General features: G+C 71.8%; 29 protein-coding genes. 21 read left to right on the top strand and 8 right to left on the bottom strand.

What is annotated here, in order from left to right:
- Positions 1-188: 188 nt before the first annotated feature.
- The 10 genes from hisD to ACZ7M7_RS01695 all read left to right on the top strand — a co-directional run bounded on the left by hisD (position 189) and on the right by ACZ7M7_RS01695 (position 7,924).
- The gene (hisD, locus tag ACZ7M7_RS01740) at positions 189-1,514 is read left to right on the top strand and encodes a histidinol dehydrogenase (protein WP_472111784.1); all 1,326 of its coding nucleotides are present in this window, start codon (positions 189-191) and stop codon (positions 1,512-1,514) included.
- Entirely contained in the window at positions 1,511-2,647 is a 1,137-nt protein-coding gene (locus ACZ7M7_RS01735; RefSeq protein ID WP_472111781.1) for a histidinol-phosphate transaminase, read from the top strand. The genes hisD and ACZ7M7_RS01735 overlap by 4 nt, the downstream gene beginning before the upstream one ends.
- The gene (gene hisB / locus ACZ7M7_RS01730; protein ID WP_062719038.1) at positions 2,644-3,237 is read left to right on the top strand and encodes an imidazoleglycerol-phosphate dehydratase HisB; all 594 of its coding nucleotides are present in this window, start codon (positions 2,644-2,646) and stop codon (positions 3,235-3,237) included. Before ACZ7M7_RS01735 ends, hisB begins: the two co-directional genes overlap by 4 nt.
- A 3-nt stretch (positions 3,238-3,240) precedes the next feature.
- Entirely contained in the window at positions 3,241-3,405 is a 165-nt protein-coding gene (locus tag ACZ7M7_RS01725) for a hypothetical protein (protein ID WP_362378252.1), read from the top strand.
- Positions 3,402-4,046 carry an imidazole glycerol phosphate synthase subunit HisH gene (gene hisH / locus ACZ7M7_RS01720; RefSeq protein WP_383623832.1) on the top strand — a complete coding sequence of 215 codons (645 nt, stop codon included), beginning with the start codon at positions 3,402-3,404 and terminating at the stop codon, positions 4,044-4,046. Before ACZ7M7_RS01725 ends, hisH begins: the two co-directional genes overlap by 4 nt.
- Before the next feature lie 4 nt (positions 4,047-4,050).
- Positions 4,051-4,773, top strand: coding sequence for a bifunctional 1-(5-phosphoribosyl)-5-((5-phosphoribosylamino)methylideneamino)imidazole-4-carboxamide isomerase/phosphoribosylanthranilate isomerase PriA (gene priA, locus ACZ7M7_RS01715; RefSeq protein ID WP_369270435.1), 723 nt, complete (start codon positions 4,051-4,053; stop codon positions 4,771-4,773).
- Positions 4,774-4,789: 16 nt separating this feature from the next.
- Positions 4,790-5,203 carry a RidA family protein gene (locus ACZ7M7_RS01710; protein WP_472111778.1) on the top strand — a complete coding sequence of 138 codons (414 nt, stop codon included), beginning with the start codon at positions 4,790-4,792 and terminating at the stop codon, positions 5,201-5,203.
- Complete coding sequence (gene hisF, locus ACZ7M7_RS01705; protein ID WP_383596707.1) at positions 5,200-5,955, top strand: imidazole glycerol phosphate synthase subunit HisF; 756 nt, start codon at positions 5,200-5,202, stop codon at positions 5,953-5,955. The genes ACZ7M7_RS01710 and hisF overlap by 4 nt, the downstream gene beginning before the upstream one ends.
- 117 nt (positions 5,956-6,072) lie before the next feature.
- Positions 6,073-6,663 (top strand): ArsR/SmtB family transcription factor, encoded by a 591-nt coding sequence (locus tag ACZ7M7_RS01700; protein ID WP_472111775.1) that lies wholly within the window; start codon positions 6,073-6,075, stop codon positions 6,661-6,663.
- 10 nt (positions 6,664-6,673) lie between these two features.
- Positions 6,674-7,924, top strand: a complete 1,251-nt coding sequence (locus tag ACZ7M7_RS01695) for an MFS transporter (protein ID WP_472111772.1) — start codon at positions 6,674-6,676, stop codon at positions 7,922-7,924.
- 268 nt (positions 7,925-8,192) lie between these two features.
- On the opposite strand, the gene ACZ7M7_RS01690 is transcribed toward ACZ7M7_RS01695, so the two are convergent.
- Positions 8,193-8,828 (bottom strand): TIGR03085 family metal-binding protein, encoded by a 636-nt coding sequence (locus ACZ7M7_RS01690; protein WP_472111769.1) that lies wholly within the window; start codon positions 8,826-8,828, stop codon positions 8,193-8,195.
- A gap of 74 nt (positions 8,829-8,902) precedes the next feature.
- Here ACZ7M7_RS01690 and hisI point away from each other — a divergent pair, with 74 nt between their 5' ends.
- From hisI to lgt, 11 genes are all read left to right on the top strand, one after another.
- The gene (gene hisI, locus ACZ7M7_RS01685) at positions 8,903-9,331 is read left to right on the top strand and encodes a phosphoribosyl-AMP cyclohydrolase (RefSeq protein ID WP_383596719.1); all 429 of its coding nucleotides are present in this window, start codon (positions 8,903-8,905) and stop codon (positions 9,329-9,331) included.
- An 11-nt stretch (positions 9,332-9,342) separates the two neighbouring features.
- A complete protein-coding gene (locus ACZ7M7_RS01680) occupies positions 9,343-10,830 on the top strand; it encodes an anthranilate synthase component I (protein ID WP_472111766.1) in 1,488 nt (495 codons plus the stop codon).
- Between the two features lie 83 nt (positions 10,831-10,913).
- Positions 10,914-11,558, top strand: coding sequence for a TIGR02234 family membrane protein (locus tag ACZ7M7_RS01675; protein WP_472111763.1), 645 nt, complete (start codon positions 10,914-10,916; stop codon positions 11,556-11,558).
- Positions 11,559-11,674: 116 nt separating this feature from the next.
- The gene (locus ACZ7M7_RS01670) at positions 11,675-11,923 is read left to right on the top strand and encodes an HGxxPAAW family protein (RefSeq protein ID WP_328428399.1); all 249 of its coding nucleotides are present in this window, start codon (positions 11,675-11,677) and stop codon (positions 11,921-11,923) included.
- 78 nt (positions 11,924-12,001) lie between these two features.
- A complete protein-coding gene (locus ACZ7M7_RS01665) occupies positions 12,002-12,448 on the top strand; it encodes a DUF2752 domain-containing protein (protein ID WP_383623824.1) in 447 nt (148 codons plus the stop codon).
- Between the two features lie 135 nt (positions 12,449-12,583).
- Complete coding sequence (gene trpC, locus ACZ7M7_RS01660; protein WP_383596731.1) at positions 12,584-13,393, top strand: indole-3-glycerol phosphate synthase TrpC; 810 nt, start codon at positions 12,584-12,586, stop codon at positions 13,391-13,393.
- Between the two features lie 21 nt (positions 13,394-13,414).
- Entirely contained in the window at positions 13,415-13,582 is a 168-nt protein-coding gene (trpM, locus tag ACZ7M7_RS01655) for a tryptophan biosynthesis modulator TrpM (RefSeq protein ID WP_164932276.1), read from the top strand.
- Between the two features lie 108 nt (positions 13,583-13,690).
- Entirely contained in the window at positions 13,691-14,977 is a 1,287-nt protein-coding gene (trpB, locus tag ACZ7M7_RS01650; protein ID WP_383596734.1) for a tryptophan synthase subunit beta, read from the top strand.
- Entirely contained in the window at positions 14,974-15,792 is an 819-nt protein-coding gene (trpA, locus tag ACZ7M7_RS01645) for a tryptophan synthase subunit alpha (RefSeq protein WP_383596736.1), read from the top strand. Before trpB ends, trpA begins: the two co-directional genes overlap by 4 nt.
- A gap of 118 nt (positions 15,793-15,910) precedes the next feature.
- Positions 15,911-16,687: a DsbA family protein gene (locus ACZ7M7_RS01640; protein ID WP_383596738.1), complete on the top strand. Its 777-nt coding sequence runs from the start codon at positions 15,911-15,913 to the stop codon at positions 16,685-16,687.
- A gap of 100 nt (positions 16,688-16,787) precedes the next feature.
- On the top strand, positions 16,788-17,786 hold the full coding sequence (gene lgt, locus ACZ7M7_RS01635; protein WP_472111757.1) for a prolipoprotein diacylglyceryl transferase: 999 nt from the start codon (positions 16,788-16,790) through the stop codon (positions 17,784-17,786).
- Positions 17,787-17,844: 58 nt separating this feature from the next.
- Here lgt and ACZ7M7_RS01630 read toward each other — a convergent pair whose 3' ends face one another.
- From ACZ7M7_RS01630 to ACZ7M7_RS01600, 7 genes are read right to left on the bottom strand one after another with little or no spacing between them, the layout of a single operon-like run.
- Positions 17,845-18,678: an HpcH/HpaI aldolase/citrate lyase family protein gene (locus ACZ7M7_RS01630; protein ID WP_451169307.1), complete on the bottom strand. Its 834-nt coding sequence runs from the start codon at positions 18,676-18,678 to the stop codon at positions 17,845-17,847.
- Entirely contained in the window at positions 18,675-19,901 is a 1,227-nt protein-coding gene (locus ACZ7M7_RS01625) for a CaiB/BaiF CoA transferase family protein (RefSeq protein WP_427841518.1), read from the bottom strand. Before ACZ7M7_RS01625 ends, ACZ7M7_RS01630 begins: the two co-directional genes overlap by 4 nt.
- Positions 19,898-20,791, bottom strand: coding sequence for a ribokinase (gene rbsK, locus ACZ7M7_RS01620; protein ID WP_472111752.1), 894 nt, complete (start codon positions 20,789-20,791; stop codon positions 19,898-19,900). Before rbsK ends, ACZ7M7_RS01625 begins: the two co-directional genes overlap by 4 nt.
- Positions 20,788-22,185, bottom strand: a complete 1,398-nt coding sequence (locus tag ACZ7M7_RS01615) for an ADP-ribosylglycohydrolase family protein (RefSeq protein ID WP_472111749.1) — start codon at positions 22,183-22,185, stop codon at positions 20,788-20,790. Before ACZ7M7_RS01615 ends, rbsK begins: the two co-directional genes overlap by 4 nt.
- A complete protein-coding gene (locus tag ACZ7M7_RS01610; RefSeq protein ID WP_472111746.1) occupies positions 22,173-23,348 on the bottom strand; it encodes an ADP-ribosylglycohydrolase family protein in 1,176 nt (391 codons plus the stop codon). The genes ACZ7M7_RS01615 and ACZ7M7_RS01610 overlap by 13 nt, the downstream gene beginning before the upstream one ends.
- Before the next feature lie 8 nt (positions 23,349-23,356).
- Entirely contained in the window at positions 23,357-24,706 is a 1,350-nt protein-coding gene (locus tag ACZ7M7_RS01605) for an ADP-ribosylglycohydrolase family protein (RefSeq protein WP_472111743.1), read from the bottom strand.
- Entirely contained in the window at positions 24,703-25,770 is a 1,068-nt protein-coding gene (locus ACZ7M7_RS01600) for an ADP-ribosylglycohydrolase family protein (RefSeq protein ID WP_451169297.1), read from the bottom strand. Before ACZ7M7_RS01600 ends, ACZ7M7_RS01605 begins: the two co-directional genes overlap by 4 nt.
- Positions 25,771-26,004 lie beyond the last annotated feature (234 nt).

Raw genomic sequence — 26,004 nt, 5'->3', positions numbered from 1 at the left:
CGTCCATCCCCCTTGGTTCCGCTGGTTCCGAAGTGGCTACTCACGGGTTTCGTACAACCGTTCAATGCCCGCTGAGTAACGCCCCGAACGCTAGACGTGAAGGTGATCTTCCGGGTTCCTGGAGGGTTCTGTATCAGCCATTGATACGCGCGAACGGTGCCGGACGCGGGTCTGAGAGAATTGAGCCCGTGATCTCCCGAATCGATCTGCGCGGCGACGCCCTTCCCGAGGGCCCCGCCCTGCGCGACCTGCTGCCCCGAGCCGACTTCGACGTCTCGGCCGCCCTGGAGAAGGTGCGTCCGATCTGCGAGGCCGTGCATCATCGGGGCGACGCGGCGCTGATCGACTTCGCGGAGAAGTTCGACGGGGTCAGGCTCGACCAGGTGAAGGTACCCGCCGAGGCGCTCGAGAAGGCCCTCGCGGAACTCGACCCGGCCGTGCGCGCGGCCCTGGAGGAGTCCATCCGCCGCGCCCGTCTCGTCCACCGCGAGCAGCGCCGTACGTCGCACACGACCCAGGTCGTGCCGGGCGGCTCCGTGACCGAGAAGTGGGTGCCGGTCGACCGCGTCGGGCTGTACGCGCCCGGCGGCCGGTCCGTCTACCCGTCCTCCGTGATCATGAACGTGGTGCCCGCCCAGGAGGCCGGCGTCGAGTCGATCGCGCTGGCCTCTCCGGCCCAGTCCGAGTTCGGCGGCCTGCCGCACCCGACGATCCTCGCCGCGTGCGCGCTGCTGGGCGTCGACGAGGTGTACGCGGCTGGTGGCGCGACCGCCGTCGCGATGTTCGCGTACGGCACCGAGTCCTGCCCGCCCGCCAACATGGTCACCGGCCCCGGCAACATCTGGGTCGCCGCCGCCAAGCGCTACTTCACCGGCAAGATCGGAATCGACGCCGAGGCCGGCCCGACCGAGATCGCGGTCCTGGCCGACGCCACCGCAGACCCGGTGCACGTCGCCTCCGACCTGATCAGCCAGGCCGAGCACGACCCGCTCGCCGCTGCGGTGCTCGTCACCGACTCCGTGGAGCTCGCGGACGCGGTGGCCAGGGAGCTGGAGCCGCAGGTCGCGGCCACCAAGCACATCGACGACCGGATCGTCCCGGCCCTCAAGGGCAGGCAGTCCGCGATCGTCCTGGTCGACGGTGTCGAGGAGGGCCTCAAGGTCGTCGACGCCTACGGCGCCGAGCACCTGGAGATCCAGACGGCCGACGCGGCCGCCGTGGCCGGCCGGGTGCGCAACGCCGGCGCGATCTTCATCGGCCCCTGGGCGCCGGTCTCGCTCGGTGACTACGCCGCCGGCTCCAACCACGTGCTGCCCACCGGCGGCTGCGCCTGCCACTCCTCGGGCCTGTCCGTCCAGTCCTTCCTGCGCGGCATCCACATCGTCGACTACACGAAGGACGCGCTGGCCGAGGTCGCACATCACGTGGTGACGCTGGCGGAGGCGGAAGACCTGCCGGCGCACGGTGCGGCGATCAAGGCCAGGTTCGGTTGGAAGGTACCCGAGAGCAAGTGACAGGCATCGACGATCTCCCCGTACGGGACGAGCTGCGCGGCAAGTCCCCTTACGGCGCGCCCCAGCTGGACGTCCCCGTACGGCTGAACACCAACGAGAACCCGTACCCCCTGCCCGAGCCGCTGGTCGAGCGGATCGCGGAGCGGGTGCGTGAGGCGGCCCGGAACCTCAACCGCTACCCGGACCGGGACGCCGTGGAGCTGCGCACGCAGCTCGCCAAGTACCTGACGGACACGTCCGGTCACGAGGTAGGCCTGGCCAACGTGTGGGCGGCCAACGGCTCCAACGAGGTCATCCAGCAGCTGCTGCAGACCTTCGGCGGACCGGGCCGTACGGCGATCGGCTTCGAGCCGTCGTACTCGATGCACGGCCTCATCTCGCGCGGCACCGGCACCGGCTGGATCTCCGGCCCCCGCAACGACGACTTCACGATCGACCTCGCGGCCGCCGAGAAGGCGATCGCCGAGCACCGGCCCGACGTCGTCTTCATCACCACCCCCAACAACCCCACGGGCAACGCGGTCCCGCGCGAGACGGTCCTCGCGCTGTACGAGGCCGCGCAGGCCGCCAAGCCGTCGATGGTCGTCGTCGATGAGGCGTACGTCGAGTTCAGTCACGGCGACTCGCTGCTGCCGCTGCTCGAAGGTCGGCCGAATCTCGTCGTCTCCCGGACGATGTCGAAGGCCTTCGGCGCCGCCGGCCTGCGCCTCGGCTATCTCGCCGCGCACCCGGCGGTCGTGGACGCCGTCCAGCTCGTACGGTTGCCGTACCACCTGTCGGCCGTCACCCAGGCGACCGCGCTGGCCGCCCTGGAGCACACCGACACGCTGCTCAAGTACGTCGAGCAGCTGAAGAAGGAGCGGGACCGGCTGGTCACCGAGCTGCTGGCGATCGGCTACGAGGTCACCGCGTCGGACGCCAACTTCGTGCAGTTCGGGCGTTTCGACGACGCCCATGTCGTCTGGCAGCAGATCCTCGACCGGGGCGTCCTGGTCCGGGACAACGGCGTGCCCGGCTGGCTGCGGGTGACCGCCGGAACCCCCGAAGAGAACGACGCGTTCCTCGACGCCGTACGTGAACTACTGAGTTTTGTGGGGGACACCCCCGCACCCCCGGAGGAGCAGAGCGCATGAACCGCGTAGGCCGCATAGAGCGGGTGACGAAGGAGACCTCGGTCCTCGTCGAGATCGATCTCGACGGGTCCGGCAAGGTCGACGTGTCGACAGGCGTCGGCTTCTACGACCACATGCTCGACCAGCTCGGCCGGCACGGTCTGTTCGACCTGACCGTGAAGACCGAGGGCGACCTGCACATCGACTCCCACCACACCATCGAGGACACCGCCCTCGCGCTGGGCGCCGCCTTCAAGCAGGCACTCGGCGACAAGGTGGGGATCTACCGCTTCGGCAACTGCACGGTTCCGCTGGACGAGTCGCTCGCCCAGGTCACCGTCGACCTCTCCGGCCGCCCCTACCTCGTGCACACCGAGCCCGAGAACATGGCGCCGATGATCGGCGAGTACGACACCACGATGACGCGGCACATCCTGGAGTCCTTCGTCGCCCAGGCCCAGATCGCGCTGCACGTGCACGTGCCGTACGGGCGCAACGCCCACCACATCGTCGAGTGCCAGTTCAAGGCGCTGGCGCGGGCCCTGCGGTACGCCTCCGAGCGGGACCCGCGCGCGGCGGGCATCCTTCCCTCGACGAAGGGCGCGCTGTAACCGATGAACGGGCTGTCCACCATCCTGATCGTCGTCGGCCTGTTCCTGGTCGGCGGCATCATCTCGTTCGCCAAGCAGCAGATGCCGAAGAGCCTCATCGTGCTGCTCTCCATAGGCGCCGCGATGTGTCTCGTCGCGGGTGTCCTGAGGCTGGAGGTGTGGAATTGAGCGCTTCTTCGAAGAAGGTCGTCGTCTTCGACTACGGCTTCGGCAATGTGAGGTCCGCCGAACGCGCCCTCGCGCGCGCGGGAGCCGACGTCGAGATCACGCGTGACTACGACAAGGCCATGAACGCCGACGGCCTGCTGGTACCGGGCGTCGGCGCGTTCGCCGCCTGCATGCAGGGCCTGAAGGAGGCCCGCGGCGACTGGATCGTCGAACGACGGCTGTCCGGCGGGCGCCCGGTGATGGGCATCTGCGTCGGCATGCAGATCCTGTTCGCGCGCGGCATCGAGCACGGGGTCGAGACCGAGGGCCTCGGCGAGTGGCCCGGCTCGGTCGAGCCGCTGCAGGCCGACATCGTGCCCCACATGGGCTGGAACACCGTGGACGTGGCCGCCGGCTCCGAGCTGTTCGCCGGGCTGGACGCGGACGCGCGCTTCTACTTCGTGCACTCCTACGCGGTCCACGACTGGACCCTGGAGACCGAGAACCCGCTGATGACCGCGCCGCAGGTCACCTGGTCGACGCACGGCAAGCCCTTCGTGGCCGCCGTGGAGAACGGCGCCCTGTGGGCCACGCAGTTCCACCCCGAGAAGTCCGGCGACGCCGGAGCGCAGCTGCTCACCAACTGGATCGGAAGCCTGTAGAGACATGGCCAAGCTCGAACTCCTCCCCGCCGTAGACGTCCGCGACGGCCAGGCCGTCCGCCTCGTGCACGGCGAGTCCGGCACCGAGACCTCCTACGGCTCGCCGCTGGAGGCCGCCCTGGCCTGGCAGCGCTCGGGCGCCGAGTGGCTGCACCTGGTCGACCTGGACGCCGCCTTCGGCACCGGCGACAACCGCGACCTGATCGCCGAGGTCGCGAAGGCGATGGACATCAAGGTCGAGCTGTCCGGCGGCATCCGCGACGACGCCTCGCTGGCCGCCGCGCTCGCCACGGGCTGCACGCGCGTGAACCTCGGTACGGCCGCGCTGGAGACCCCCGAGTGGGTCGCCAAGGTCATCGCCGAGCACGGCGACAAGATCGCGGTGGGCCTGGACGTACGGGGCACCACGCTCCGCGGCCGAGGCTGGACCCGTGACGGCGGCGACCTCTACGAGACGCTGGAGCGCCTCAACAACGAGGGCTGCGCCCGTTACGTCGTGACCGACATCGCCAAGGACGGCACGCTCCAGGGCCCGAACCTCGAGCTGCTGAAGAACGTCTGCGCGGCGACGGACCGCCCGGTGGTCGCCTCCGGCGGGGTCTCGTCGCTGGACGACCTGCGGGCCATCGCCGAGCTGGTCCCCCTCGGTGTCGAGGGCTCCATCGTCGGGAAGGCCCTGTACGCGAAGGCGTTCACCCTGGAAGAGGCCTTGGAGGCCACGTCGTGAAAACGGACACAGTGTCATGACGTCGAATGCCGTGCGGCGCGTGCAGAGCGGAAGTCCCTGGGAAGAGTCCTTCGGTTTCGCACGTGCCGTGGCGGCGGGCGACCGGGTCCTGGTCGCGGGCACGACGTCCTTCAAGGGCGACGTGCTGTACGGCGAGGGCGACCCGTACGAACAGGCCAAGGTGGCCTTCGCCAACGCGGTCGAGGCGATCGGCGAGTTCGGGCTCGACGTCGGATCCGTGGTCCGTACGCGGATGTACCTCACCCACGCGCGTGACGTGGAGGCCGTGGGCCGGGCCCACAAGGAGTTCTTCGACGCCGTGCGCCCCGTCTCGACGCTGCTGGTCGTCGAAGGGTTCGTGGACTCGCGCATCCTGGTCGAAGTGGAAATAGAAGCATTCAGAAGGACGTTGGAGGAGCCGGTTTCATGAGCCTGGCGGTCCGAGTCATCCCCTGCCTGGACGTGGACAACGGCCGGGTCGTCAAGGGCGTCAACTTCCAGAACCTGCGCGACGCGGGCGACCCCGTCGAGATGGCCAAGGTGTACGACGCCGAGGGCGCCGACGAGCTGACGTTCCTGGACATCACCGCGTCGTCCGGCAACCGCGAGACGACCTACGACGTGGTGCGCCGCACCGCCGAGCAGGTGTTCATCCCGCTGACGGTCGGCGGCGGCGTCCGCACGGCCGAGGACGTGAACAAGCTGCTGCGGGCGGGCGCGGACAAGGTGGGCGTCAACACCGCCGCCATCGCGCGCCCCGAGCTGATCCGTGAGATCGCCGAGCGGTTCGGGCGGCAGGTGCTGGTGCTGTCGGTCGACGCGCGGCGCACGCCCGAGGGCACCTTCGAGGTGACCACCCACGGCGGCCGTCGCGGCACGGGCATGGACGCCGTCGAGTGGGCGCACCGCGCGGCCGAGCTGGGCGCGGGCGAGATCCTGCTCAACTCGATGGACGCGGACGGCACGAAGGACGGCTACGACCTGGAGATGATCCAGGCCGTACGCAAGCACGTGACGATTCCGGTGATCGCCTCCGGCGGCGCCGGCAAGCTCACCGACTTCCCCCCGGCCATCGAGGCGGGGGCGGACGCGGTGCTGGCGGCGTCGGTGTTCCACTTCGGGGATCTGCGGATCGGCGAGGTGAAGGAGACGCTGCGGACGGCGGGGCACCCCGTCCGCTGACATCGGGCTGAGCCCCGGCCGTGCTGGAAGCGGCCGGGGCTTTCTCGTGCCCAGATGCGAAAGGAAAGTTGCGCAAAAAATATTGTGCAACTTTCCTTTCGCATCTACGGTGAGGGCATGACGGACAAGGAGAGAGACCGCCGCATCACCGACCTGGGCACCCTCAAGGCGCTCGCCCATCCGCTGCGGATGAAGCTGCTCCGAGGGCTGACGATCGCCCAGGTCGCCACCGCCTCACAGCTCGCCGAGCAGGTCGACGAGGCGGTGTCGCTGGTCAGTTACCACCTGCGCAAGCTCGCCGAACACGGGCTCATCGAGGAGGCCGAGCCGCAGAGCGCCGACGGGCGTGAGCGCTGGTGGCGGCCCGCCTCCGACGGTGTGCGCATCCGCGACGAGGACTTCCGTGACGCCCCCGAGAAGGCGGCCGCGCACACCGCGGCGAGCCGGCTCTTCGCCGAGCAGCGCGCGGACCTGTACCGCCGCTGGCTCGACGAGCGCGCCCACTGGGGCCCCGAGTGGAACCGGGCGGCCGAGTCCTCCGAGTCCAGCCTGCGGCTCACGGCGGACGAACTGGCCGAGCTGAACAAGGAGTTGCTGGCCCTCCTGCGCCGGTACGACGAGCAGGGCCGGGCCGCCGACGCCGCCGGTGACCACGAGGGCCGCGAGAACGTCGCGGTGCACACGTACGCCTTCCCGTTCCGGCCCTGAGAGGACCGACGTGACTTCGACGCAGACCGGCTCCGCGACCGCCGCCGGGGCGGAGCGCGCCGCCCACCGCGACCCCAACGTGCTGCGCTGGCTCGGCGCGTACGGGTCGTCGGCCATCGGCGACAACGTCTACTACCTCGCCCTGTCCTGGGCAGCCGTCCAGGCCGGTACGCCCGCCCAGGCCGGTCTGGTCACCGCGCTGAGTGCGGTGCCGCGGGCCGTGCTGATGCTGGGCGGGGGAGTGGTCGCCGACCGGTTCGGCCCGCGCAGGGTCCTGATCAGCAGCGACGCCGTGCGCTGCGCGGCCGTTCTCGCGGTCGCCGGGCTGCTGCTCGTCGGCCGGCCGGGCTTGTGGCCGCTGGCCGCGCTGGCGCTGGTCTTCGGGGCGGTCGACGCCGTGATGATGCCCGCGCTGGGCGCCCTGCCGACCCGGATCACCGGACCCGGACAGCTCGCCCGGGTGCACGGCATGCGCAGCCTCGCCGTCCGGCTGGCCAACGTCGTCGGCGCCCCGCTCGGCGGCCTCGGCGTGGCCCTCGGGGGCACCGCGGGGGCGTTCGGCCTGGCCGGGCTGCTGTTCGCGACCTCCCTGCCGCTGCTGATCGCGCTCCGGGTCGCGAAGCAGCCCGCGGACGACGCACACGCGCGTGGCAGCGCGTGGAGCGATCTGACCGGCGGTCTGCGCCACATACGCGGCCACCGCGTCCTGCTGCCGCTGATCGTCGTCATCGCGCTCAGCGACCTCGGCTTCGTCGGCCCGCTCAACGTCGGTCTGGCCCTGCTCGCCGACGAACGCGGCTGGGGCGCCGGGGGAGTCGGCTGGGTGCTCGCCGGTTTCGGCACGGGCGCGGGGGCGGCCTCGCTGTTCCTCACCACGCGCGGCCGCGTCCCGCGCGCGGGGCTCGTGCTGTCCGTGTCCGGCGTGGTCAGCGCGGTGGCGATCGGCACCCTGGCCTTCGTGCCGAACGTCGCGACCGCCGTCGCCGTGGCCCTGTCCATCGGCCTGATCTCGGGGCTGAACGGCGTCCTGTGCGGGGCGCTGCTGCAGGCCGAGTCCGGCGGGGCCTACGTCGGCCGTGTCACGTCCGTGGCGAACTTCTTCAGCCTCGGCGTCGCCCCGCTGACCTTCCCCCTGACCGGCGCCGCGATCGGCCTGTGGGGCACCGGCCCGGTCTTCGTCGCCAGCGCCCTGGTCTGCGGGCTCGGCGGCGCGGTCGGCCTGTGCGCGGTCGGCCTGCGCCGGGCGGAGCTTCCTCGCTGACGGCGCCGACTCGAGCGCCGGCGCCGTTGCCCGTCCGCCGGGCTGATCTCCGGGTTGGGCGGCGTCCTGTGCGGGGCGCTGCTGCAGGCCGAGTCCGGCGGGGCCTACGTCGGCCGTGTCACGTCCGTGGCGAACTTCGTCGGCCTCGGCGTAGCCCCGCTGACCTTCCCCCCAACCGGCGGCGTGGTCGGCCTGTGCGCGGGGGTCTGCGCCGGGCGGAACCGCCTCGTTGACCGGCGCAGACCGCGAGCCGCTTCCTGAGCGCCGGCTAGATCCCGAGCTGCTTCGTCTCGTGCAGCTTGGCGATCGCGTCCTTGTCGCCGTCCAGCTCGACCTTGGCGGCGTTCTGGCGGCCGTAGGAGAACAGCAGCAGTTCCGAGGGCTCGCCGGTCACCGTGACGACCGGGGTGCCGCGGTGTGCCACCGCCGTCTGGCCGTCGGGGCGGCGCAGCACCAGGCCGGTCGGGGCGGTGCGGCCCATCAGGCGGGCGGAGCGCTCCAGGCGGGACCAGAGGGCGTCCTGGAAGACCGCGTCGAGCTCGCGCGGCGTCCAGTCCGGCTGAGCGCGGCGGACGTCCTCCGTGTGGACGTAGAACTCGAGCGTGTTGGACGCCTCGTCGATCTGCTTGAGCTGGAACGGTGAGAAGCGCGGCGGGCCGGTGCGGATGAGCTGGATCAGCTCCTCGTACGGCTTGGCCGCGAACTCCTCCATGGCCTTGTCCAGGCGCGGTGCGAGCTGCTTGATCAGAATGCCGGCGGCGGCGTCGGGGCGGCGCTCTCGCACCACCACGTGCGCGGCCAGATCACGGGTCGTCCAGCCCTCGCAGAGGGTGGGTGCCTCGGGGCCCTCGGCCTCCAAGAGGTCGGCCAGGAGAAGTCGTTCACGCTTGGCGAAAGTCGACATGGAGTCAGCCTACGACCGCGTACCGGGTCCGCCCAGTGGACAGCGGGCCGTCACTGTCAGTCGCGCGCGGCACAATGGCATGCATGACCACCAGCACGCCCCGTCAGCCCAGTCCGCTGGACCCTGAGATCGCCGCCCGCCTCAAGCGCAGCGCGGACGGGCTCCTGCCCGCCATCGCCCAGCAGTACGACACCGGAGAGGTGCTCATGCTCGGCTGGATGGACGACGAGGCGCTGCATCGCACGCTCACCACCGGCCGTTGCACCTACTGGTCGCGCAGCCGCCGGGAGTACTGGGTCAAGGGCGACACCTCCGGCCACTTCCAGTGGGTGAAGTCCGTGGCCCTGGACTGCGACGCCGACACCGTGCTGGTCCAGGTCGACCAGGTGGGCGCGGCCTGCCACACCGGCGCGCGCACCTGCTTCGACGAGGACGTGCTGCTCAAGGACGGCGCAGCCGGCGCTCCCGGCCACGATTCCGGCGCACCGGCCACGGATCAGTAGGGTCAGCCGCCATGGACCTCGAGACCTTCCGCAAGCTGGCCACCGACCGCCGCGTCATTCCGGTCACCCGCAAGCTCCTCGCCGACGGCGACACCCCGGTCGCGCTCTACCGCAAGCTCGCCGCCGAGCGCCCCGGCACCTTCCTGCTGGAGTCCGCGGAGAACGGCCGGTCCTGGTCCCGCTACTCGTTCGTGGGCGTCCGCTCCGCGGCCACGCTCACCACGCGCGACGGACAGGCCCACTGGCTCGGCGCCGCGCCCGTCGGCGTCCCCGTCGAGGGCGACCCGCTCGCCGCCCTGCGCGCCACCATCGAGGCCCTGCACACCCCGCGCGACCTCGCCCACGACCTGAACCTGCCGCCCTTCACCGGCGGCATGGTCGGCTACCTCGGCTACGACATCGTGCGCCGCCTGGAGAAGATCGGCCCCGGCGAGCGCGACGACCTCAAGCTGCCCGAGCTGACCATGCTGCTCACCAGCGACCTCGCCGTCATGGACCACTGGGAGGGCTCCGTCCTGCTGATCGCCAACGCGATCAACCACAACGACCTCGACACGGGCGTCGACGAGGCCTACGCGGACGCGATCGCCCGCCTCGACGCCATGCAGGCCGACCTCTCGCGCGCGGTCGCCCAGCCCCCGGCGGTGCTGCCGCCCTCGGAGCTCCCCGAGTACACCGCACTGTGGGGCGGCGAGGACTTCCAGGAGGCCGTCGAGGACATCAAGGAGCGCATCCGGGCCGGCGAGGCCTTCCAGGTGGTCCCCTCCCAGCGCTTCGAAACGCCCTGCACGGCAAGCGCGTTGGACGTCTACCGGGTCCTCAGGGCGACCAACCCGTCGCCGTACATGTACCTCTTCCGCTTCGACGGCTTCGACGTCGTCGGCTCGTCCCCCGAGGCCCTGGTGAAGGTCGAGGACGGGCAGGCCATGGTCCACCCCATCGCCGGCACCCGGTGGCGCGGGGCGACCCCGCAGGAGGACCAGGCCCTCGCCGACGAACTGCTCGCCGACCCCAAGGAGCGCGCCGAGCACCTCATGCTGGTCGACCTGGGCCGCAACGACCTGGGGCGGGTCTGCGAGCCGGGTTCGGTCGAGGTCGTCGACTTCATGTCCATCGAGCGCTACTCCCACGTGATGCACATCGTCTCGACGGTGACGGGCCGCGTCGCGCCGGGCCGCACCGCCTTCGACGTCCTGACGGCCTGCTTCCCGGCCGGAACCCTCTCCGGCGCCCCCAAGCCCCGCGCGATGCAGATCATCGACGAACTCGAGCCGTCCCGCAGGGGGCTGTACGGCGGCTGCGTCGGCTACCTCGACTTCGCGGGCGACTCCGACACCGCCATCGCGATCCGTACGGCCCTGCTGCGGGAGGGCACCGCGTACGTCCAGGCGGGCGCGGGCATCGTCGCCGACTCCGACCCCGTCTCCGAGGACACCGAGTGCCGCAACAAGGCGGCCGCCGTCCTGCGGGCCGTGCACACCGCCAACCGGCTCAAGTGACCCCTCGCAGCCGCCGTCCGTGGACACGGGTGGCGGCCATCACCTGAACCCCGGGTGTCTGATCGTTCGGGGTTCGGGTGATAGTGGAGTACGTGACTGCTGTTCCTTCTCCCCGTTCCGATGCCCCGGCTTCCGCCCGGGCCGGCCGTATGAGCCTCGCCGTCGCCCTGCTGTGCGGTGCGCTCGGCGCGGCCGTGGCGCTGCTCTCCACCCGGCAGCGCTGGTCGGAGGGCACTGCGATGGTGCCCGGCGGCGCCTTCCCCCTGACCGCCAAGGGCAGCGACGTCACGGGCGTCCCCGCGGCCCTGGCCATAGTGGGGCTCGCCGCGCTCGTCGCCGTCTTCGCCGTCCGCCGGGCCGGCCGCTTCATGGTCGCCGGACTGCTCGCGCTCTCCGGCGCCGGCACCGTCGCCGCGGCCCTGATCGGCGCCTCCGACAGCTCCGCGCTGGACGAGAAGGCCGCCCAGGCCTCCGGCGACACCTCGGCCACCGTCCAGGCGCTCACCCACACCGCCTGGCCGTACGTCGCGGCCGTCGGCGGCGCCCTGATCCTGCTCGCCGGACTGCTGGCCCTGCGCTACGGCCGGCTGTGGCCCGGCATGTCCGGCCGTTACGAGCGTTCCGGCGCACCCCGGCCGCGCGGCAGGAAGGCCCCGGCCACCGACCCCGACCGGCCCGAGGAGCTGTGGAAGGCCCTCGACCGGGGCGAGGACCCGACCGGAGCCTGAGACCCGTCCGGGCGCGCCGTGACCCCCGATCACCGCACGCGCACGCGTGCGGGACAATGACTGCGAGCGACCGGCTCAACCACGTACGACACGTACACAGCAACGAGGAGCAAGCAATGGCGGGCAGCAGCCACGGTCACACCCCGGCCGCCTGGACCGGTGTCACGATCGCCTTCATCGGTTTCTGCGTCTCGGGCGCCTTCATGGTGTTGGCTCAGCCCGCGGGCTTCTGGGCCGGCCTGGGTGTCGTGGTCCTCGGCGGCGTCGTCGGCTGGATCATGCGCGGCATGGGCCTCGGCCAGCCCAAGGACGCGCACGAGGCGCTCATCGAGCAGCAGCGCGAGCCGGCGAGCGTCGAGAGCTGACACGCGTACGACTTCGCTGAGGGGCGACCCGGCGCCGAACAGGGCGCGGTGGGCGCCCCTCACGCGTGTGCGGGCACAATGCATGGTGTGAACGCCAACAGCCAGAGGGTGACGCGGCCCGGCGCGGGGAGTGTGCTCGGACGGCTGGCCGTCCCGGCGGGGATCCTCGCGGCCGTCGTCGGCGCCTTCGCGTACGTCGGTGCCGTCGACCCGAACGAGCCCGGCCACTACCCCGCCTGCCCGCTGTTGCAGCTCACCGGCATCTACTGCCCCGGCTGCGGCGGACTGCGCAGTGCGCACGCCGTCGCACACGGGGACTTCCTGGCGGCGCTCCAGGACAACGCGCTTGCCGTCATCGGCTACGGGCTCTTCGCCGTGGTGTGGACCGTCTGGGTGGTCCGTGCGGCGCGCGGGCGGCCGTTCAGGATCGATCTGGGGCCGGTGCAGCTGTGGGCCGCGGGCGCGTTGCTGCTGGTCTTCACGGTTGTCCGGAACCTGCCGTTCGGTGGCTGGCTACATCCTTGATCAACCGGAGAACGTCCAGGTAGTGGGACCGGCGTCAACCGGATGCGAGGCCTACGCCCTCCTGCGGATACCATCGCAGTGACCATAGGTTTCGTACCGCTTTCTCAGTCAACCGTCTGGAAGGGGGCCGCTCGCGTGAGTGTGCTCGACGAGATCATCGACGGAGTCCGTGCCGACCTCGCGGAGCGGCAGGCGCGCGTCAGCCTCGACGAGCTCAAGGAGCGCGCGGCGAAGGCGCCCGCGGCCAAGGACGGGGTCGCCGCGCTCAAGGGCGACGGCGTCAAGGTCATCTGCGAGGTCAAGCGCTCCAGCCCCTCCAAGGGCGCGCTGGCCGCGATCGCCGACCCGGCCGGACTCGCCGCGGACTACGAGGCTGGCGGCGCGGCCGTCATCTCCGTACTGACGGAACAGCGCCGCTTCGGCGGCTCGCTGGCCGACCTGGAGGCGGTCCGCGCGCGCGTGGACATCCCGGTCCTGCGCAAGGACTTCATCGTCACGTCGTACCAGCTCTGGGAGGCCCGGGCCTACGGCGCCGACCTCGCCCTGCTGATCGTCGCGGCCCTCGACCAGTCGGCGCTGGAGTCGCTGATCGAGCGCGCGGTGTCCATCGGCCTGACCCCGCTGGTCGAGGTGCACGACGAGGACGAGGTCGAGCGTGCCGTGGACGCGGGCGCGAAGATCATCGGCGTCAACGCGCGGAATCTGAAGACCCTGGAGGTCGACCGCGGGACGTTCGAGCGCATCGCGCCCGAGATCCCGGACAACCTCGTCAAGATCGCCGAATCGGGCGTCCGCGGCCCCCACGACCTCATCGCCTACGCCAACGCCGGCGCCGACGCGGTCCTGGTCGGCGAGTCTCTGGTGACGGGGAAGGACCCGAAGTCCGCGGTCTCCGACCTGGTCGCGGCGGGCGAGCACCCGGCGCTGCGGCACGGCCGCAGCTGATCTTTCGCTAGGCTTGCCCCGATGACGCTCACGACGACAACCACGGACAGGTACGCCCGCCTCGCGCGCGGCTGCCGCCCCCGTGGCTGCCGTGCGCCCGCGCGACGAGTGCATGGCCGTCGGGTCCGATACGTCATCGGGGACGAACCTGGGCAGGTAAACGGCCGTCGATGGCAGCGCGCCCTATAGGGGCGCGGGGAACTGCGCGACAAGCCACATCGAGCCCGCAGTCAACGGACAAACCCCGCCCCCACGGCGATCAGTGTCTTTTCCACGCACTCACCGTGAGGTACACGCATGCCCAGCGACTTCTTCATCCCCGACCCGGAGGGTCAAGTCCCCACCCCCGAAGGCTACTTCGGCGCCTTCGGCGGCAAGTTCATCCCGGAGGCCCTCGTCGCCGCCGTCGACGAGGTGGCCGTCGAGTACGACAAGGCCAAGCACGACCCCGAGTTCGCCAGAGAGCTCGACGACCTCCTGGTCAACTACACCGGCCGGCCGAGCTCGCTCACCGAGGTGCCCAGGTTCGCCGGTCACGCCGGTCACGCACGGATCTTCCTGAAGCGGGAAGACCTCAACCACACCGGCTCCCACAAGATCAACAACGTGCTCGGCCAGGCCCTGCTCACCAGGCGCATGGGCAAGACCCGCGTGATCGCCGAGACCGGCGCCGGCCAGCACGGCGTTGCGACGGCGACGGCCTGCGCACTGTTCGGCCTCGACTGCACCATCTACATGGGTGAGATCGACACCCAGCGCCAGGCCCTCAACGTGGCCCGGATGCGCATGCTCGGCGCCGAGGTCATCGCCGTGAAGTCCGGCAGCCGCACCCTCAAGGACGCCATCAACGAGGCGTTCCGCGACTGGGTCGCCAACGTCGACCACACGCACTACCTCTTCGGCACGGTCGCCGGCCCGCACCCCTTCCCGGCGATGGTCCGCGACTTCCACCGCGTCATCGGCGTCGAGGCCCGCCGCCAGGTCCTGGAGCGCGCCGGCCGTCTCCCCGACGCCGCCGTCGCCTGCGTCGGCGGCGGCTCCAACGCCATCGGCCTCTTCCACGCCTTCATCCCCGACACGGACGTACGCCTGATCGGCTGCGAACCGGCGGGCCACGGTGTGGAGAGCGGCGAGCATGCGGCCACCCTCACCGCGGGCGAGCCCGGCATCCTGCACGGCTCCCGCTCGTACGTCCTGCAGGACGACGAGGGTCAAATCACCGAGCCGTACTCGATCTCGGCCGGCCTGGACTACCCGGGCATCGGCCCCGAGCACTCCTACCTCAAGGACAGCGGCCGCGGCGAGTACCGCGCGGTCACCGACGACGCCGCCATGCAGGCACTGCGCCTGCTGTCGCAGACCGAGGGCATCATCCCGGCCATCGAGAGCGCCCACGCGCTCGCCGGGGCCCTCGAAGTCGGCCGGGAGCTGGGCAAGGACGGGCTGATCGTCGTCAACCTGTCCGGGCGCGGTGACAAGGACATGGACACGGCCGCCCGTTACTTCGGCCTCTACGACACCGACGCCGAGGTCGCCGCCGACGCCAACGGCGGCGCCGCCGAGATCCAGGGGGACGCCAAGTGAGCGGAAACATCCAGCTGTTGACGGACACCCTGCGCGCCGCCAGGGCGGAGGGCCGCTCCGCGCTCATCGCCTACCTCCCGGCCGGGTTCCCCACCGTGGACGGCGGTATCGAAGCGATCAAGGCCGCACTCGACGGGGGCGCCGACGTCGTCGAGGTCGGTCTGCCGCACAGCGACCCGGTCCTCGACGGCCCCGTCATCCAGACCGCCGACGACATCGCCCTCAAGGGCGGGGTCAAGATCGCGGACGTCATGCGCACCGTCCGCGAGGCGCACGAGGCCACCGGGAAGCCGATCCTCGTCATGACGTACTGGAACCCCATCGACCGCTACGGCGTCGAGCGCTTCACCGCCGAACTGGCGGAAGCGGGCGGGGCGGGCTGCATCCTGCCCGACCTGCCCGTGCAGGAGTCCGCCCTGTGGCGGGAGCACGCCGAGAAGCACGGGCTCGCGACGGTCTTCGTCGTGGCGCCCAGCAGCAAGGACGAGCGGCTCGCGCAGATCACCGCGGCGGGCAGCGGCTTCGTCTACGCCGCCTCGCTGATGGGCGTCACCGGCACTCGCGAGTCCGTCGGCGCTCAGGCCCAGGACCTGGTCGAGCGGACCCGGGCCACCGGCACCGACCTGTCCGTCTGCGTCGGGCTCGGTGTCTCCGACGCCAGGCAGGCCGCCGAGGTCGCCGGTTTCGCCGACGGCGTGATCGTCGGCTCGGCCTTCGTCAAGCGGATGCTGGACGCGCCGGACGACGCGGCCGGTGTCGAGGCCGTGCGGGCGCTCGCCGGTGAGCTGGCGAAGGGCGTGCGCGGGCAGGCGTAGGCAGGGTTCGCGGCAGCGGAATACATCTTCAGACGAAGGGTCTTCCGTACGAGTCGCTCGAACGGGTGGACCTGAGGCCGGGGAGGCGCGCAGCGCCTCCCCGGTTCGTTCTGCGGGTGTGAGCGAAAAGAATCGTGACGGAAAGCGGACCGCCCGGGAGCGGCTGGCGGTCGAGCGTGAGAAGCAGAAGGCCGCAGACAAGCGGCGCCGCGCGCTGATCGTGGGCGCGAGCGTCGTCTGCGTCCTCGGACTCGCGGCGGTGATCGGAGTCGTCGCGGCGAACGCCGGCAAGGACGACAGCAGCGAGTCGGCGGGCCCGGTCGTGGGGCCCTCGGGGGCGCAGGGCAAGGACGGCCTCGCGATCCCGGTCGGCGAGGAGAGCGCCAAGTCGACGCTCACGGTCTGGGAGGACTTCCGCTGCCCGGCCTGCAAGTCCTTCGAGGACGCGTACCGGTCGACGATCCATGAGCTGACGGACGCCGGCCAGCTCAGGGTCGACTACCACCTGGCGACGATCATCGACGGCAACATGGGCGGCACCGGCTCGCGCAATGCCGCCAACGCCGCGGCCTGCGCCCAGGACGCCGGGAAATTCACGCCGTACCACGACGTGCTGTTCCAGAACCAGCCCCCCGAGCCCGACGACGCCTTCGCCGAGAACAGCAAGCTCCTGGAGCTCGCGGGCAAGGTGAAGGGCCTGGACACGCCCGCCTTCCGCAAGTGCGTCGAGGACGGCACCCACAACAGCTGGGTCGACAAGTCCAACGAGGCATTCAAGAAGGGCGGCTTCAGCGGCACACCGACGGTGCTGCTGAACGGCAAGAACATCTACCAGGACCAGACGATGACCCCGGCCAAGCTGAAGCAGATGGTGGAGGAGGCCGCCAAGGGGTGACCCCCGATGGGCAGGGCCGCTTGCGGGCACTGCCTGTTATGGACCCGTAGCCGGGCTGCCTGACATCGCTGCCGCCCGGCAGGGTAGCGTCGACCTTGCCATGGAACTTGCCTACATTCCCAGCCCGTCGCGCGGGGTGATCCACCTCGGTCCCATTCCGCTGCGCGGCTACGCGTTCTGCATCATCATCGGTGTCTTCGTAGCCGTCTGGCTCGGCAACAAACGCTGGATCGCCCGGGGCGGGCGATCCGGCACGGTGGCCGACATCGCGGTCTGGGCCGTGCCGTTCGGCCTGGTCGGCGGGCGCCTCTACCACGTGATCACGGACTACCAGCTGTACTTCAGCGAGGGCCGTGACTGGGTGGACGCCTTCAAGATCTGGGAGGGCGGCCTCGGTATCTGGGGCGCCATCGCCTTCGGTGCGCTGGGCGCGTGGATCGGCTGCCGCCGCCGTGGCATCCCGCTGCCGGCGTACGCCGACGCCGTCGCCCCCGGCATCGCCTTCGCCCAGGCGATCGGCCGCTGGGGCAACTGGTTCAACCAGGAGCTGTACGGGCGGCCGACCGACCTCCCGTGGGCGCTGGAGATCACGTCCTCGACGGACGGGCGGGTGCCGGGCACCTACCACCCGACGTTCCTGTACGAGTCGCTGTGGTGCATCGGCGTCGCGCTGCTGGTGATCTGGGCCGACCGCCGCTTCAAGCTGGGCCACGGTCGGGCGTTCGCGCTGTACGTCGCCGCGTACTGCGCGGGGCGCGCGTGGATCGAGTACATGCGGGTCGACGACGCCCACCACATCCTGGGCCTGCGGCTGAATGTCTGGACCGCGCTGATCGTGTTCCTGCTGGCGGTGACGTACTTCGTGGTGTCCGCGAAGAAGCGGCCCGGCCGGGAAGAGATCGTGGAGCCGGGTGCCGCCGACGCCGACGGTGCGGTCGAGGGCGGTGACGAGGCCGATGGCGAGAAGGCCGATGCGGAAGTCTCGGAGCGCTCCGAGGAAGTCTCGGAGGCGTCCGACGACTCGGACGACTCCGATGCGTCCGACGCGGAGAGCAAGAAGGAAGCCGGCGACGAGGCCGAGTCGGCCAAGAAGAGCTGACGGTCGGTAGTACGTCGAAGAGGGCGCCCAGGTTCATCCGGGCGCCCTCTTCGCGTGTTCAGGTGCGGCGGGCCAGGGACAGCGTGCGCTGTGCCGTCGCGACCACCGCCGCGTCGATGAAGCTTCCGTCCGGGAGGGCCTGGGCGCCCCGGTTCGTCGCCGCCGCCTTGATGATCGTCTCCGCCTGTTCCAGTTCCTCCTCCGTGGGGAGGTAGGCGCGTTCGATCACCGGGAGCTGGCGCGGGTGGATGGCCGTACGGCCCAGGAAGCCCAGGGCACGGCCGTGCGCGCAGGTTGCCGCCAGGCCGTCCAGGTCGCGGATGTCGGGGTGGACCGACTGGGGCGGTGGGGCCAGGCCCGCGGCCCTGGCCGCGACGATGACCCGGGAGCGGGACCAGTCGAGGCCCGCGTCACCCCGGATGCCCAGGTCGGCCCGCAGATCCGACTCGCCGAGGGCGATCCCGCGCAGGGACGGATGGGCGGAGGCGATCGCGTACGCGCGCTCGATGCCCAGGGCCGACTCCAGCAGCGCGTGCAGCGGCGGGGCGCCCCCCGCGCTGGGCGGTGTGGTCTCCGCGAGGTGGACGATCTGGTCGGGGGACCGCACCTTGGGCAGGCGGATGCCGGACAGGCCGGGGCGCGTGGCCAGTGCCTCCAGGTCCTTGGCGGCCGCCGGGGTGTCCAGGGCGTTCACACGGACATGGACGGGGACGGGGTGCTCCGGTTCGGCGAGCAGGTCTGCGGTGGCCGACCGGGCGTAGTCCTTGCGGTCCGGAGCCACCGCGTCCTCCAGGTCGACGATGACGATGTCGGCGCCGGACGTCAGGGCCTTGGCCACCACATGGGGGCGGTCGCCGGGGGCGTACAGCCAGGTCAGGGGGTAGGGCGTCACAGGGCGCCCTCCTCGCGCAGGGCCGCCAGCTCGGACGAGGTCAGGCCCAGGTCGGTGAGGATCTCGTCCGTGTCCGCGCCGTGCGGGCGGCCTGCCCAGCGGATCGTGCCGGGAGTGGCGGAGAGACGGAAGAGGACGTTCTGCATGCGGAGCGGGCCCAGTTCGGGGTCGGCGACGGTGGTGATGGTGTCGAGGGCCGCGTACTGGGGGTCGGTCATCACGTCCCGTACGTCCTGGATCGGGGCGACCGCCGCTTCCGCCTTCTCGAAGGCCGCGAGGACGTCGGCGCGGGTGTGGCGGGCGATCCAGTCGCCGACCGCCTTGTCGAGGACGTCGGCGTGGCGGGCCCGGTCGGCGCCCGTCGCGAACCACGGCTCGTCGATCAGTTCGGGGCGTCCCACCAGGTGCATCACGCGCTCGGCGATCGACTGGGCCGAGGTGGAGACGGCGACCCAGGTGCCGTCCGCGGTGCGGTACGTGTTGCGCGGGGCGTTGTTGGCGGAGCGGTTGCCGGTGCGTTCCTGGACGTAGCCGAGCTGGTCGTACCAGGTCGCCTGCGGGCCGAGCGCCAGCAGCATCGGTTCGATGAGGGCCATGTCGACGACCTGGCCCTCGCCGGTGCGCTCGCGCGCGGCCAGGGCCGTCATCACGGCGTACGCGGTCGCGAGGCCCGCGATCGAGTCGGCCAGGCCGAAGGGCGGGAGCGTCGGGGGCGCGTCCGGTTCGCCGGTGAGCGCGGCGAAGCCGCTCATCGCCTCGGCGAGGGTGCCGAAGCCGGGGCGGTGGGCGTAGGGGCCGAACTGGCCGAAGCCGGTGATGCGGGCGAGGACCAGGCGGGGGTTGGCGGCGGAGAGCTCAGGCCAGCCGAGGTCCCACTTCTCCAGGGTGCCGGGGCGGAAGTTCTCGATGACGACGTCCGCGGTGGCGACCAGGCGCAGGAGGGTGGCGCGGCCGCCGGGCTTGGAGAGGTTGAGGGTGATCGTGCGCTTGTTGCGGCCGAGGACCTTCCACCACAGGCCGACGCCGTCCTTCGACGGGCCGTGGCCGCGGGAGGGGTCGGGCTTCTCGGGGTGTTCGACCTTGACGACCTCGGCGCCGAAGTCGCCCAGCATCGTGGCGGCGAGGGGGCCGGCGAAGAGGGTGGCCAGGTCGAGGACGCGGAGGCCGGACAGGGGCGCCTCGGCTGCTTCCGACACCCGGGTTGCCCGCGATGTCTCGGTCATGACGCGTACCGTTCCTCGATCTCGGGGCGGTACGGCATCGACACCGAGGCACCCTCCCGCTGGACCGACAGCGCGGCTGCCTCGGCCGCCCATCTCAGCGCCTCCCGCATCGGACGCCCTTCGCCGACGGCCACCGCGAGGGCGCCCACGAAGGTGTCGCCGGCGCCGGTGGAGTCGACAGCGGGGACTTTCGGGGCGGGGACGGTCAGGGGGTCCGCGCCGCGGGTGGCGTACAGGCTGCCGGACGCGCCCAGGGTGACGACCACCTCGGGCACCTGGTCGAGCAGCGCGGTGGCCGCCTCGCGGGGGTCGGTGCGGCCGGTGAGGGTGGTGGCCTCGTGCTCGTTGGGGACCAACAGGTCGATGACGGCCAGGAGTTCGCGGGGCAGCGGCTGGGCGGGGGCCGGGGTGAGGATCGTCCGGACGCCGTGCCGTCGGGCCGCCTGTGCGCCGGCGAGGACCGCGGCCAGCGGGATCTCCAGCTGCAGCAGCAGCGTGTCGGCGGAGGCGATGACGCCCTCGTCGCCGGGGCCGAGGTGGTCCAGCGTGCCGTTCGCGCCGGGGATCACGACGATCGCGTTGCCGCCCTCGTCGTCCACGACGATGTGCGCGGTGCCGGACGGGCCCTCGGCCGTGCGGAGGTCGTCGGTGTCCACGCCGGAGTGTTCGAGGGTGGAGCGCAGGTGGGTGCCGTAGGCGTCGTTGCCGACGGCGCCGATCATCAGGACGTTGCCGCCCGCGCGGGCCGCCGCGATCGCCTGGTTGGCGCCCTTGCCGCCGGGGATCGTACGGAACTCCCGGCCCGTCACGGTCTCGCCGCGCTGCGGGGCCTTCTCGACGTACGTGACGAGGTCCATGTTCGTGCTGCCGAGCACGACGATGTCGGTCATGGGTGAGTGGCCTCCAAGGGGGTGAGTCGGTGGGTCAGCTCGTGCGTCAGCCGGGCGAGCGTGTCGAAGCCGGTGCCGTTGAAGTCGGCGACGGAGGTGGCGAGGCGGTTCTTGAGGGGGGCCGTCCAGCGGTCGGGGAGGGCGGTGGGGGTGCCGGCGAGGAGGGCGGCGATGCTGCCTGCGGTCGCGCCGTTGGAGTCGGTGTCCCAACCTCCGGACACGGCACGGCAGATGGAGCCGGTGAAGTCGCCGTCCGCGTGGGTGAGGGCGGCGGTGATCAGGGCGGTGTTGGGGATGGCGTGGACCCAGTGGTGGGTGTCCGCGTGGGCGGCGTGAAGTTCGTCGACGACCGTGCCGAAGTCCTCGTGGGTCCGGGCGAGTCGGACGGCGTGGCGGATCGCCGCCGCCAGGCGGGAGCCCGGGGGGATCACCCTGAGACCGGTGCGCAGACAGGCGTGGATGTCCTGGGCGCCGGTCGCCGTCGCTGCCTGTGCGATGACCGCGGCCGTGAACATCGCCGCGTAGACGCCGTTGGCGGTGTGGGTGAGGGTGGCGTCGCGGTGGGCCTGTTCCGCTGCGGCGGTCGGGTCGCCGGGGTTGGTCCAGCCGTGGACGTCCGCGCGGATGAGGGCGCCGATCCATTCGCGGAAGGGGTTGCGGTGCCGGGCCGTGTGCGGGGGTTCGATGCCGAGGAGGAGGTTGCGGTGGGCGATGCGCTCGGCCGTGAACGTGCGGCCGGGCGGGAGTTCGTCGAGCCAGAGGCGGGCCACATCGGTGGTGGTGAAGGTTTTGCCGTGGCGTTGGAGCAGGAGAAGGTTGAGCAGGGGGTAGTTGAGGTCGTCGTCCTCGGGCATGCCGTCGATGTTCTCGGCGAGGGAGGTGGTCGCCGAGCGGCGGTTCCAGGGATGGGTGGCGAGGAGGTCCTCGGGGACGCCGCGAGCGGTGAAGTAGGTGCTCAGGGGCCAGTTGCCGGTGGATCCGGCCAGTTGGCGGATGGCTTCGAGGGGGAGCTTCTCCACGGGCTTGCCCAGGAGGCAGCCGACGGCTCGGCCGAGCCAGGCGGCCTCGTAGCGGGTGGGAGGGGGCGGTGCCGCGGACGTGCCGGGACCGTTCGGCCAGTCCGGGCACCGGGACTTGATCTTGTCCAGATCCGTCGGCTCGTCGTCCTTCAACCTGCTGGGCAGGTCCGCCAGTTCGTCCAGCAGGTCCTTTGCCAGGGTCCGCAGATATCTCGACGCGGGCTCCGCGGACGAGCCCGCCCGCAGTGGGGCCTGTCCGCCGCCCGCCGCCGTCCACCTCGCCGCGATCCTCGACGGCTCCCTGCCGTCCAGGGCCGCCTGGCGCAGTTCGTGGCCGAGCAGGTCCTCCGGCTGGACCCAGGTCAGTCGGAGCATGCTCGGCCCTCCAGTGCGGTGAGGGCCGCCTCGTGGGCACGGCGTCGGCGGACGTCACGGACGTGGATCTCTCTCGTCACCTCGGTCAGCGTGCGCGCCGGTTCCCAGAGGTCGAGTCGGCTGGCCTCGGCGACCGTCTTCGACCAGTCCTGAGGGGGCGGTGAGCCCAGGGCACCGCACAGGGCGCCGGCCATCGTCGCGATGGAGTCGCAGTCGCGGCCGTAGTTCACGGAGCCCAGGACCGCCTGGCGGTAGTCACCGTTCGCGACCAGCAACATGCCCAGGGCGATGGGGAGTTCCTCGATGGCGTGCAGGCGGGAGGGGCGACGGGCGCCGAGGGAAGGCTGCCGGTAGTCGGGGCCGACCGTGTCGTACGGGGTGACCGCCTCCCGGAGCGGCGCCAGGGCCGACTCGAAGTCGCTGTGGGGGCTTGCCGCTTCGCAGACCTTCTCGATCGCCGTCCGCGTGCCGTCCTTGGCCAGGGAGAGACAGGCCGTGACGACCGAGTCCGGTGTCGCCCCCGGCGTGCACGCCGCTGCCACCGCCGCCGCGAAGACGCCCGCCGCCTCACGGCCGTACGACGACTGGTGGGCGCCCGCGATGTCCAGCGCCTCGGCGTACGCCGCCCTCGGATCGGCCGCGTTGACCAGGCCGACCGGGGCCACGTACATCGCGGCACCGCAGTTGACGATGTTGCCGACGCCCGCCTCGCGCGGGTCCACGTGGCCGTAGTGGAGGCGTGTCACCAGCCACTTCTCCGCCAGGAAGATGCGGTGCAGGGGGAGGGCCTCCGACTCCAGTTCCGGGATCCAGCGCGGGTTCGTCATCAGGTCCGGGACCAGGTGGTCGGCGATCGCGTACGCGTCGAGGTGGTCGCGGACCGTCCCGTAGACGCGGATCAGCGCATGCGTCATCAACGTGTCGTCGGTGACGTGCCCGTCGCCCTTGTGATACGGCGCGATGGGGCGGGCCGTGCGCCAGGCGTCGCCGTTCCAGGGGCCGACGATGCCGTGGACGCGGCCGCCGTGGCGCTGAAGGATCTGATCGGGGGAGTAGCCCTCCACCGGGCCGCCGAGGGCGTCGCCGACCGCCGCGCCGACCAGGGCGCCGGTGATCCGCTCATCGAGACGTGGACCACTGCTTTCTTCTGCTTTGGGCGTCATGCCCCGAATCATCCTCCTGGTCGGGCCGGTTGCGTGGCTTCCAGGAGTTCGGCGAGTTCCACCAGGTCAGTGCCGGTGAGCCGGGGGAGTACACAGCCGGAGAGGGTGCGGCACGCGTCGCGCCAGCTCGCCGGGATCGACGCGCCGCCGCCCAGCGCGCCCGTGAGCGCGCCGGCCAGGGCCGGTGCCGAGTCCGCGACCCGGGACAGACAGGCGGCGGCGGGGACCACCTCGGCGATACGGCCGTCCGCCGCGACCGTGAGGGCCAGGGCCACCGGGACCGTTTCGGCCGCGGCGACGCCGTAGCTGTAGACGTGGTCGACGATTTGGTGTTCGAGGAGGGGGATCAGGGCGAAGGCGCTGTCGGCGGCCCGCGCCAGCTTCAGTGCGTGGCGGGCGTTGCGGCCGATCTCCGTCTCCTCGGGGAGTTCGGCGAGTGCGGCGGTGACGCAGGCCTCGGTCGTCGCGCCGGTCAGAGCCAGGGCGAGGGCCGCCGCCATCGCCCTCGCGCCGTGTACGCCGTCGCCGTCCTGGGTGTAGCGGGCGTCGAACTCGGCGAGGTCGGCCGCCCGGCGGGGGTCGCCGGGGTGGGCCACGGCGAGGACGCAGGCCCTGACGCAGGCGGCGTCGTCGAAGTAGTGCGGGTTGTCGTGGCCGGTCGCGGGTGGTCGCAGGCCGGTGGCGAGGTTGCCGAGGCCGGCGCGGACGGAGATGCGGGCGCGCAGGGGGAGGATCGCCGACTCGACCTCGGGGGCGCGGTCGGCTGCGGCGGCCACTTCGCTGGCCACGGCGTTCCAGGTCAGGTCGATCGCGGCCCGGGTGCGGCGCTCTCGGCTGAGGTCGCCGAGGACGGTGTCGTCGCCGGCGCGCAGGAGTGCCTCGGCTGCGAAGGCTGCCCATTCCGCGTCGTCGGAGGGGCCCAGGCGGAGGGGCTCCGGGGGTTGGTTCAGGGCGAGGGGGAGGGGGAGGGTGGTGGTGGCGTTGTGTTCGGCGAAGGTGTCGAGTTCGCGGGTGAGTCTTCGTGTCCACTCGGGCATGCGGGCGGCTCTGTGGCGGGCTGCCGGCCAGCCTGCGGCGTCGCCTGCGGCGAGTCCGAGCAGGAGGCCGGCGATGCGTTGTCCGGCCTCGGCTTCGCCGTCGGCCGGTTGTCTCCCACCCGCGGCGCCCGTGCGACTTTCGCCGTCGGGTGCGGGTGGTCCCAGCGGGGCGTTCTCGCCGTCGGCGGGTGCGGGTGGTGTTGGTGCGGGGTGCCCGGTGTCCGTGGACAGGGGGTCGGTCGGGTGTGTCAGGGGAGTGGCGGCCGGCTCGGGGGGTGCCGCGATCGGGGTTCCCTCGTCCAAGGGGGTGGGCGGCGTCATCGTCGTACTCCTTCGCCTGGGACCACGGCCTCGCCCGATACGGCTCCCCCCGCCCCCCACTTCCCGCCCTCCCCCGGCACCAGCAGCTCCGCCACATCCAGCACGTGGTGCCCGGCCATCGACGGCAGGCAGCTCCCGCGGGCCGGTCCGATCGCCGCCGCCCACTCCGTCGGGATCGACGACTCGCCCTGCGTCGCGCCCGCCAGGGCTCCCGCGACCGCCGCCGTCGTGTCCGCGTCCCGGCCCATGTTCACGGCCGTGAGGACCGCCTGGACGAAGTCGCCGTCCGCCGCCGCGTACGCCCCGAAGGCCAGGGCGACCGCCTCGGGGGCCAGGTCGGTCCAGGGGTAGCCGCCGATGACGACGGCGGAGCGGACCGCGCGTTCGCCGCGGTGGGCCACCGCCACGGCCCGGCGCAGCGAGCGGGCCGTCCAGGAGTCGTCCGGGACCACCGCCAGGGCGGAGGCCACCACGGCGATCGTCGGTGCTCCCGCCATGGCCGCCGCAACACCCGCCGCCACCGCCTGGCCGCCGTAGATGCCCTCGCCCTCGTGGCTCACCGAGCCGTCGATCGCCACCAGACGGGCGGCCTCGGCCGGGCGGCCCGCCGCGAAGACGCCGAAGGGGGCCGCCCGCATGGCGAGACCGTCGCTCCAGGCGTGCCGGTGCTGGGCCGAGATGGGCGCCGCGAGGCCCCGGCGGAGGTTCTCCAGGGTGCCGCGCTCGCTGAAGCCCGCGCCCCGGAAGGGGCCCTCCGCACGGTCCGCGATCCACTGGTGCCAGGCCGACTCCACATGGGCCGGGGTGAGGGCCGAGCCGTGGCGGGCGAGGAGGAGGCCCGAGAAGATCGCGTACTCCGTGTCGTCCGTGCCGGAGGGGTTCTCGGTGACGAAGCCGGTGATACGGCCCCAGCGGGCGCGGATCTCGGAGGGCTTCATGTTCTCCGCGGGGGCGCCCAGCGCGTCGCCGACGGCCAGGCCCAGCAGTGCGCCGCGTGCCCGTCCGCGGAGTTCGGCGGCGTCCCCGGGCGCCGGGACCGAGGGAATGCAGGCGGTCGATGGCATGCGTGGCCTCTCCTCCGGGGGCTCCGCCCAGGGCGCGGAGCCCTTTGCGGATATGTCCCACCGTCGGCGGTTGACCCGAGCCTCAGAAGCCTCAGAGTCACCCGGTCGACATCTGTGCGGGACGAGCCACGAATGAGCGTTCTAAGGGAAAAGCGCAGGTTAGCGCAGCCTTTCCTTGCTGGCGGCGGGGAATCTTGAAGCGTAGATTTGGCGTTGTCAAAGAGTAGAACGTGT

This window comes from Streptomyces sp. NPDC111606 (assembly GCF_055656945.1).
This window is presented reverse-complemented; position numbering and strand designations above follow the sequence as displayed.

Excerpts from the sequence above, each read along its gene's own strand:
- hisF (WP_383596707.1), top strand. The coding sequence starts at position 5,200 with ATGAGCCTGGCGGTCCGAGTCATCCCCTGCCTGGACGTGGACAACGGC.
- hisB (WP_062719038.1), top strand. The coding sequence starts at position 2,644 with ATGAACCGCGTAGGCCGCATAGAGCGGGTGACGAAGGAGACCTCGGTC.
- rbsK (WP_472111752.1), bottom strand. The coding sequence starts at position 20,791 with ATGACCGACATCGTCGTGCTCGGCAGCACGAACATGGACCTCGTCACG.
- trpM (WP_164932276.1), top strand. The coding sequence starts at position 13,415 with ATGACGCTCACGACGACAACCACGGACAGGTACGCCCGCCTCGCGCGC.
- ACZ7M7_RS01600 (WP_451169297.1), bottom strand. The coding sequence starts at position 25,770 with ATGCCATCGACCGCCTGCATTCCCTCGGTCCCGGCGCCCGGGGACGCC.
- ACZ7M7_RS01710 (WP_472111778.1), top strand. The coding sequence starts at position 4,790 with ATGACGTCGAATGCCGTGCGGCGCGTGCAGAGCGGAAGTCCCTGGGAA.
- trpB (WP_383596734.1), top strand. The coding sequence starts at position 13,691 with ATGCCCAGCGACTTCTTCATCCCCGACCCGGAGGGTCAAGTCCCCACC.
- priA (WP_369270435.1), top strand. The coding sequence starts at position 4,051 with ATGGCCAAGCTCGAACTCCTCCCCGCCGTAGACGTCCGCGACGGCCAG.
- ACZ7M7_RS01615 (WP_472111749.1), bottom strand. The coding sequence starts at position 22,185 with ATGCTCCGACTGACCTGGGTCCAGCCGGAGGACCTGCTCGGCCACGAA.
- ACZ7M7_RS01670 (WP_328428399.1), top strand. The coding sequence starts at position 11,675 with ATGGCGGGCAGCAGCCACGGTCACACCCCGGCCGCCTGGACCGGTGTC.
- lgt (WP_472111757.1), top strand. The coding sequence starts at position 16,788 with ATGGAACTTGCCTACATTCCCAGCCCGTCGCGCGGGGTGATCCACCTC.
- ACZ7M7_RS01725 (WP_362378252.1), top strand. The coding sequence starts at position 3,241 with ATGAACGGGCTGTCCACCATCCTGATCGTCGTCGGCCTGTTCCTGGTC.
- ACZ7M7_RS01610 (WP_472111746.1), bottom strand. The coding sequence starts at position 23,348 with ATGACGCCCAAAGCAGAAGAAAGCAGTGGTCCACGTCTCGATGAGCGG.
- ACZ7M7_RS01625 (WP_427841518.1), bottom strand. The coding sequence starts at position 19,901 with ATGACCGAGACATCGCGGGCAACCCGGGTGTCGGAAGCAGCCGAGGCG.
- ACZ7M7_RS01605 (WP_472111743.1), bottom strand. The coding sequence starts at position 24,706 with ATGACGCCGCCCACCCCCTTGGACGAGGGAACCCCGATCGCGGCACCC.
- hisI (WP_383596719.1), top strand. The coding sequence starts at position 8,903 with ATGGCATGCATGACCACCAGCACGCCCCGTCAGCCCAGTCCGCTGGAC.
- ACZ7M7_RS01680 (WP_472111766.1), top strand. The coding sequence starts at position 9,343 with ATGGACCTCGAGACCTTCCGCAAGCTGGCCACCGACCGCCGCGTCATT.
- ACZ7M7_RS01700 (WP_472111775.1), top strand. The coding sequence starts at position 6,073 with ATGACGGACAAGGAGAGAGACCGCCGCATCACCGACCTGGGCACCCTC.
- ACZ7M7_RS01690 (WP_472111769.1), bottom strand. The coding sequence starts at position 8,828 with ATGTCGACTTTCGCCAAGCGTGAACGACTTCTCCTGGCCGACCTCTTG.
- ACZ7M7_RS01665 (WP_383623824.1), top strand. The coding sequence starts at position 12,002 with ATGCATGGTGTGAACGCCAACAGCCAGAGGGTGACGCGGCCCGGCGCG.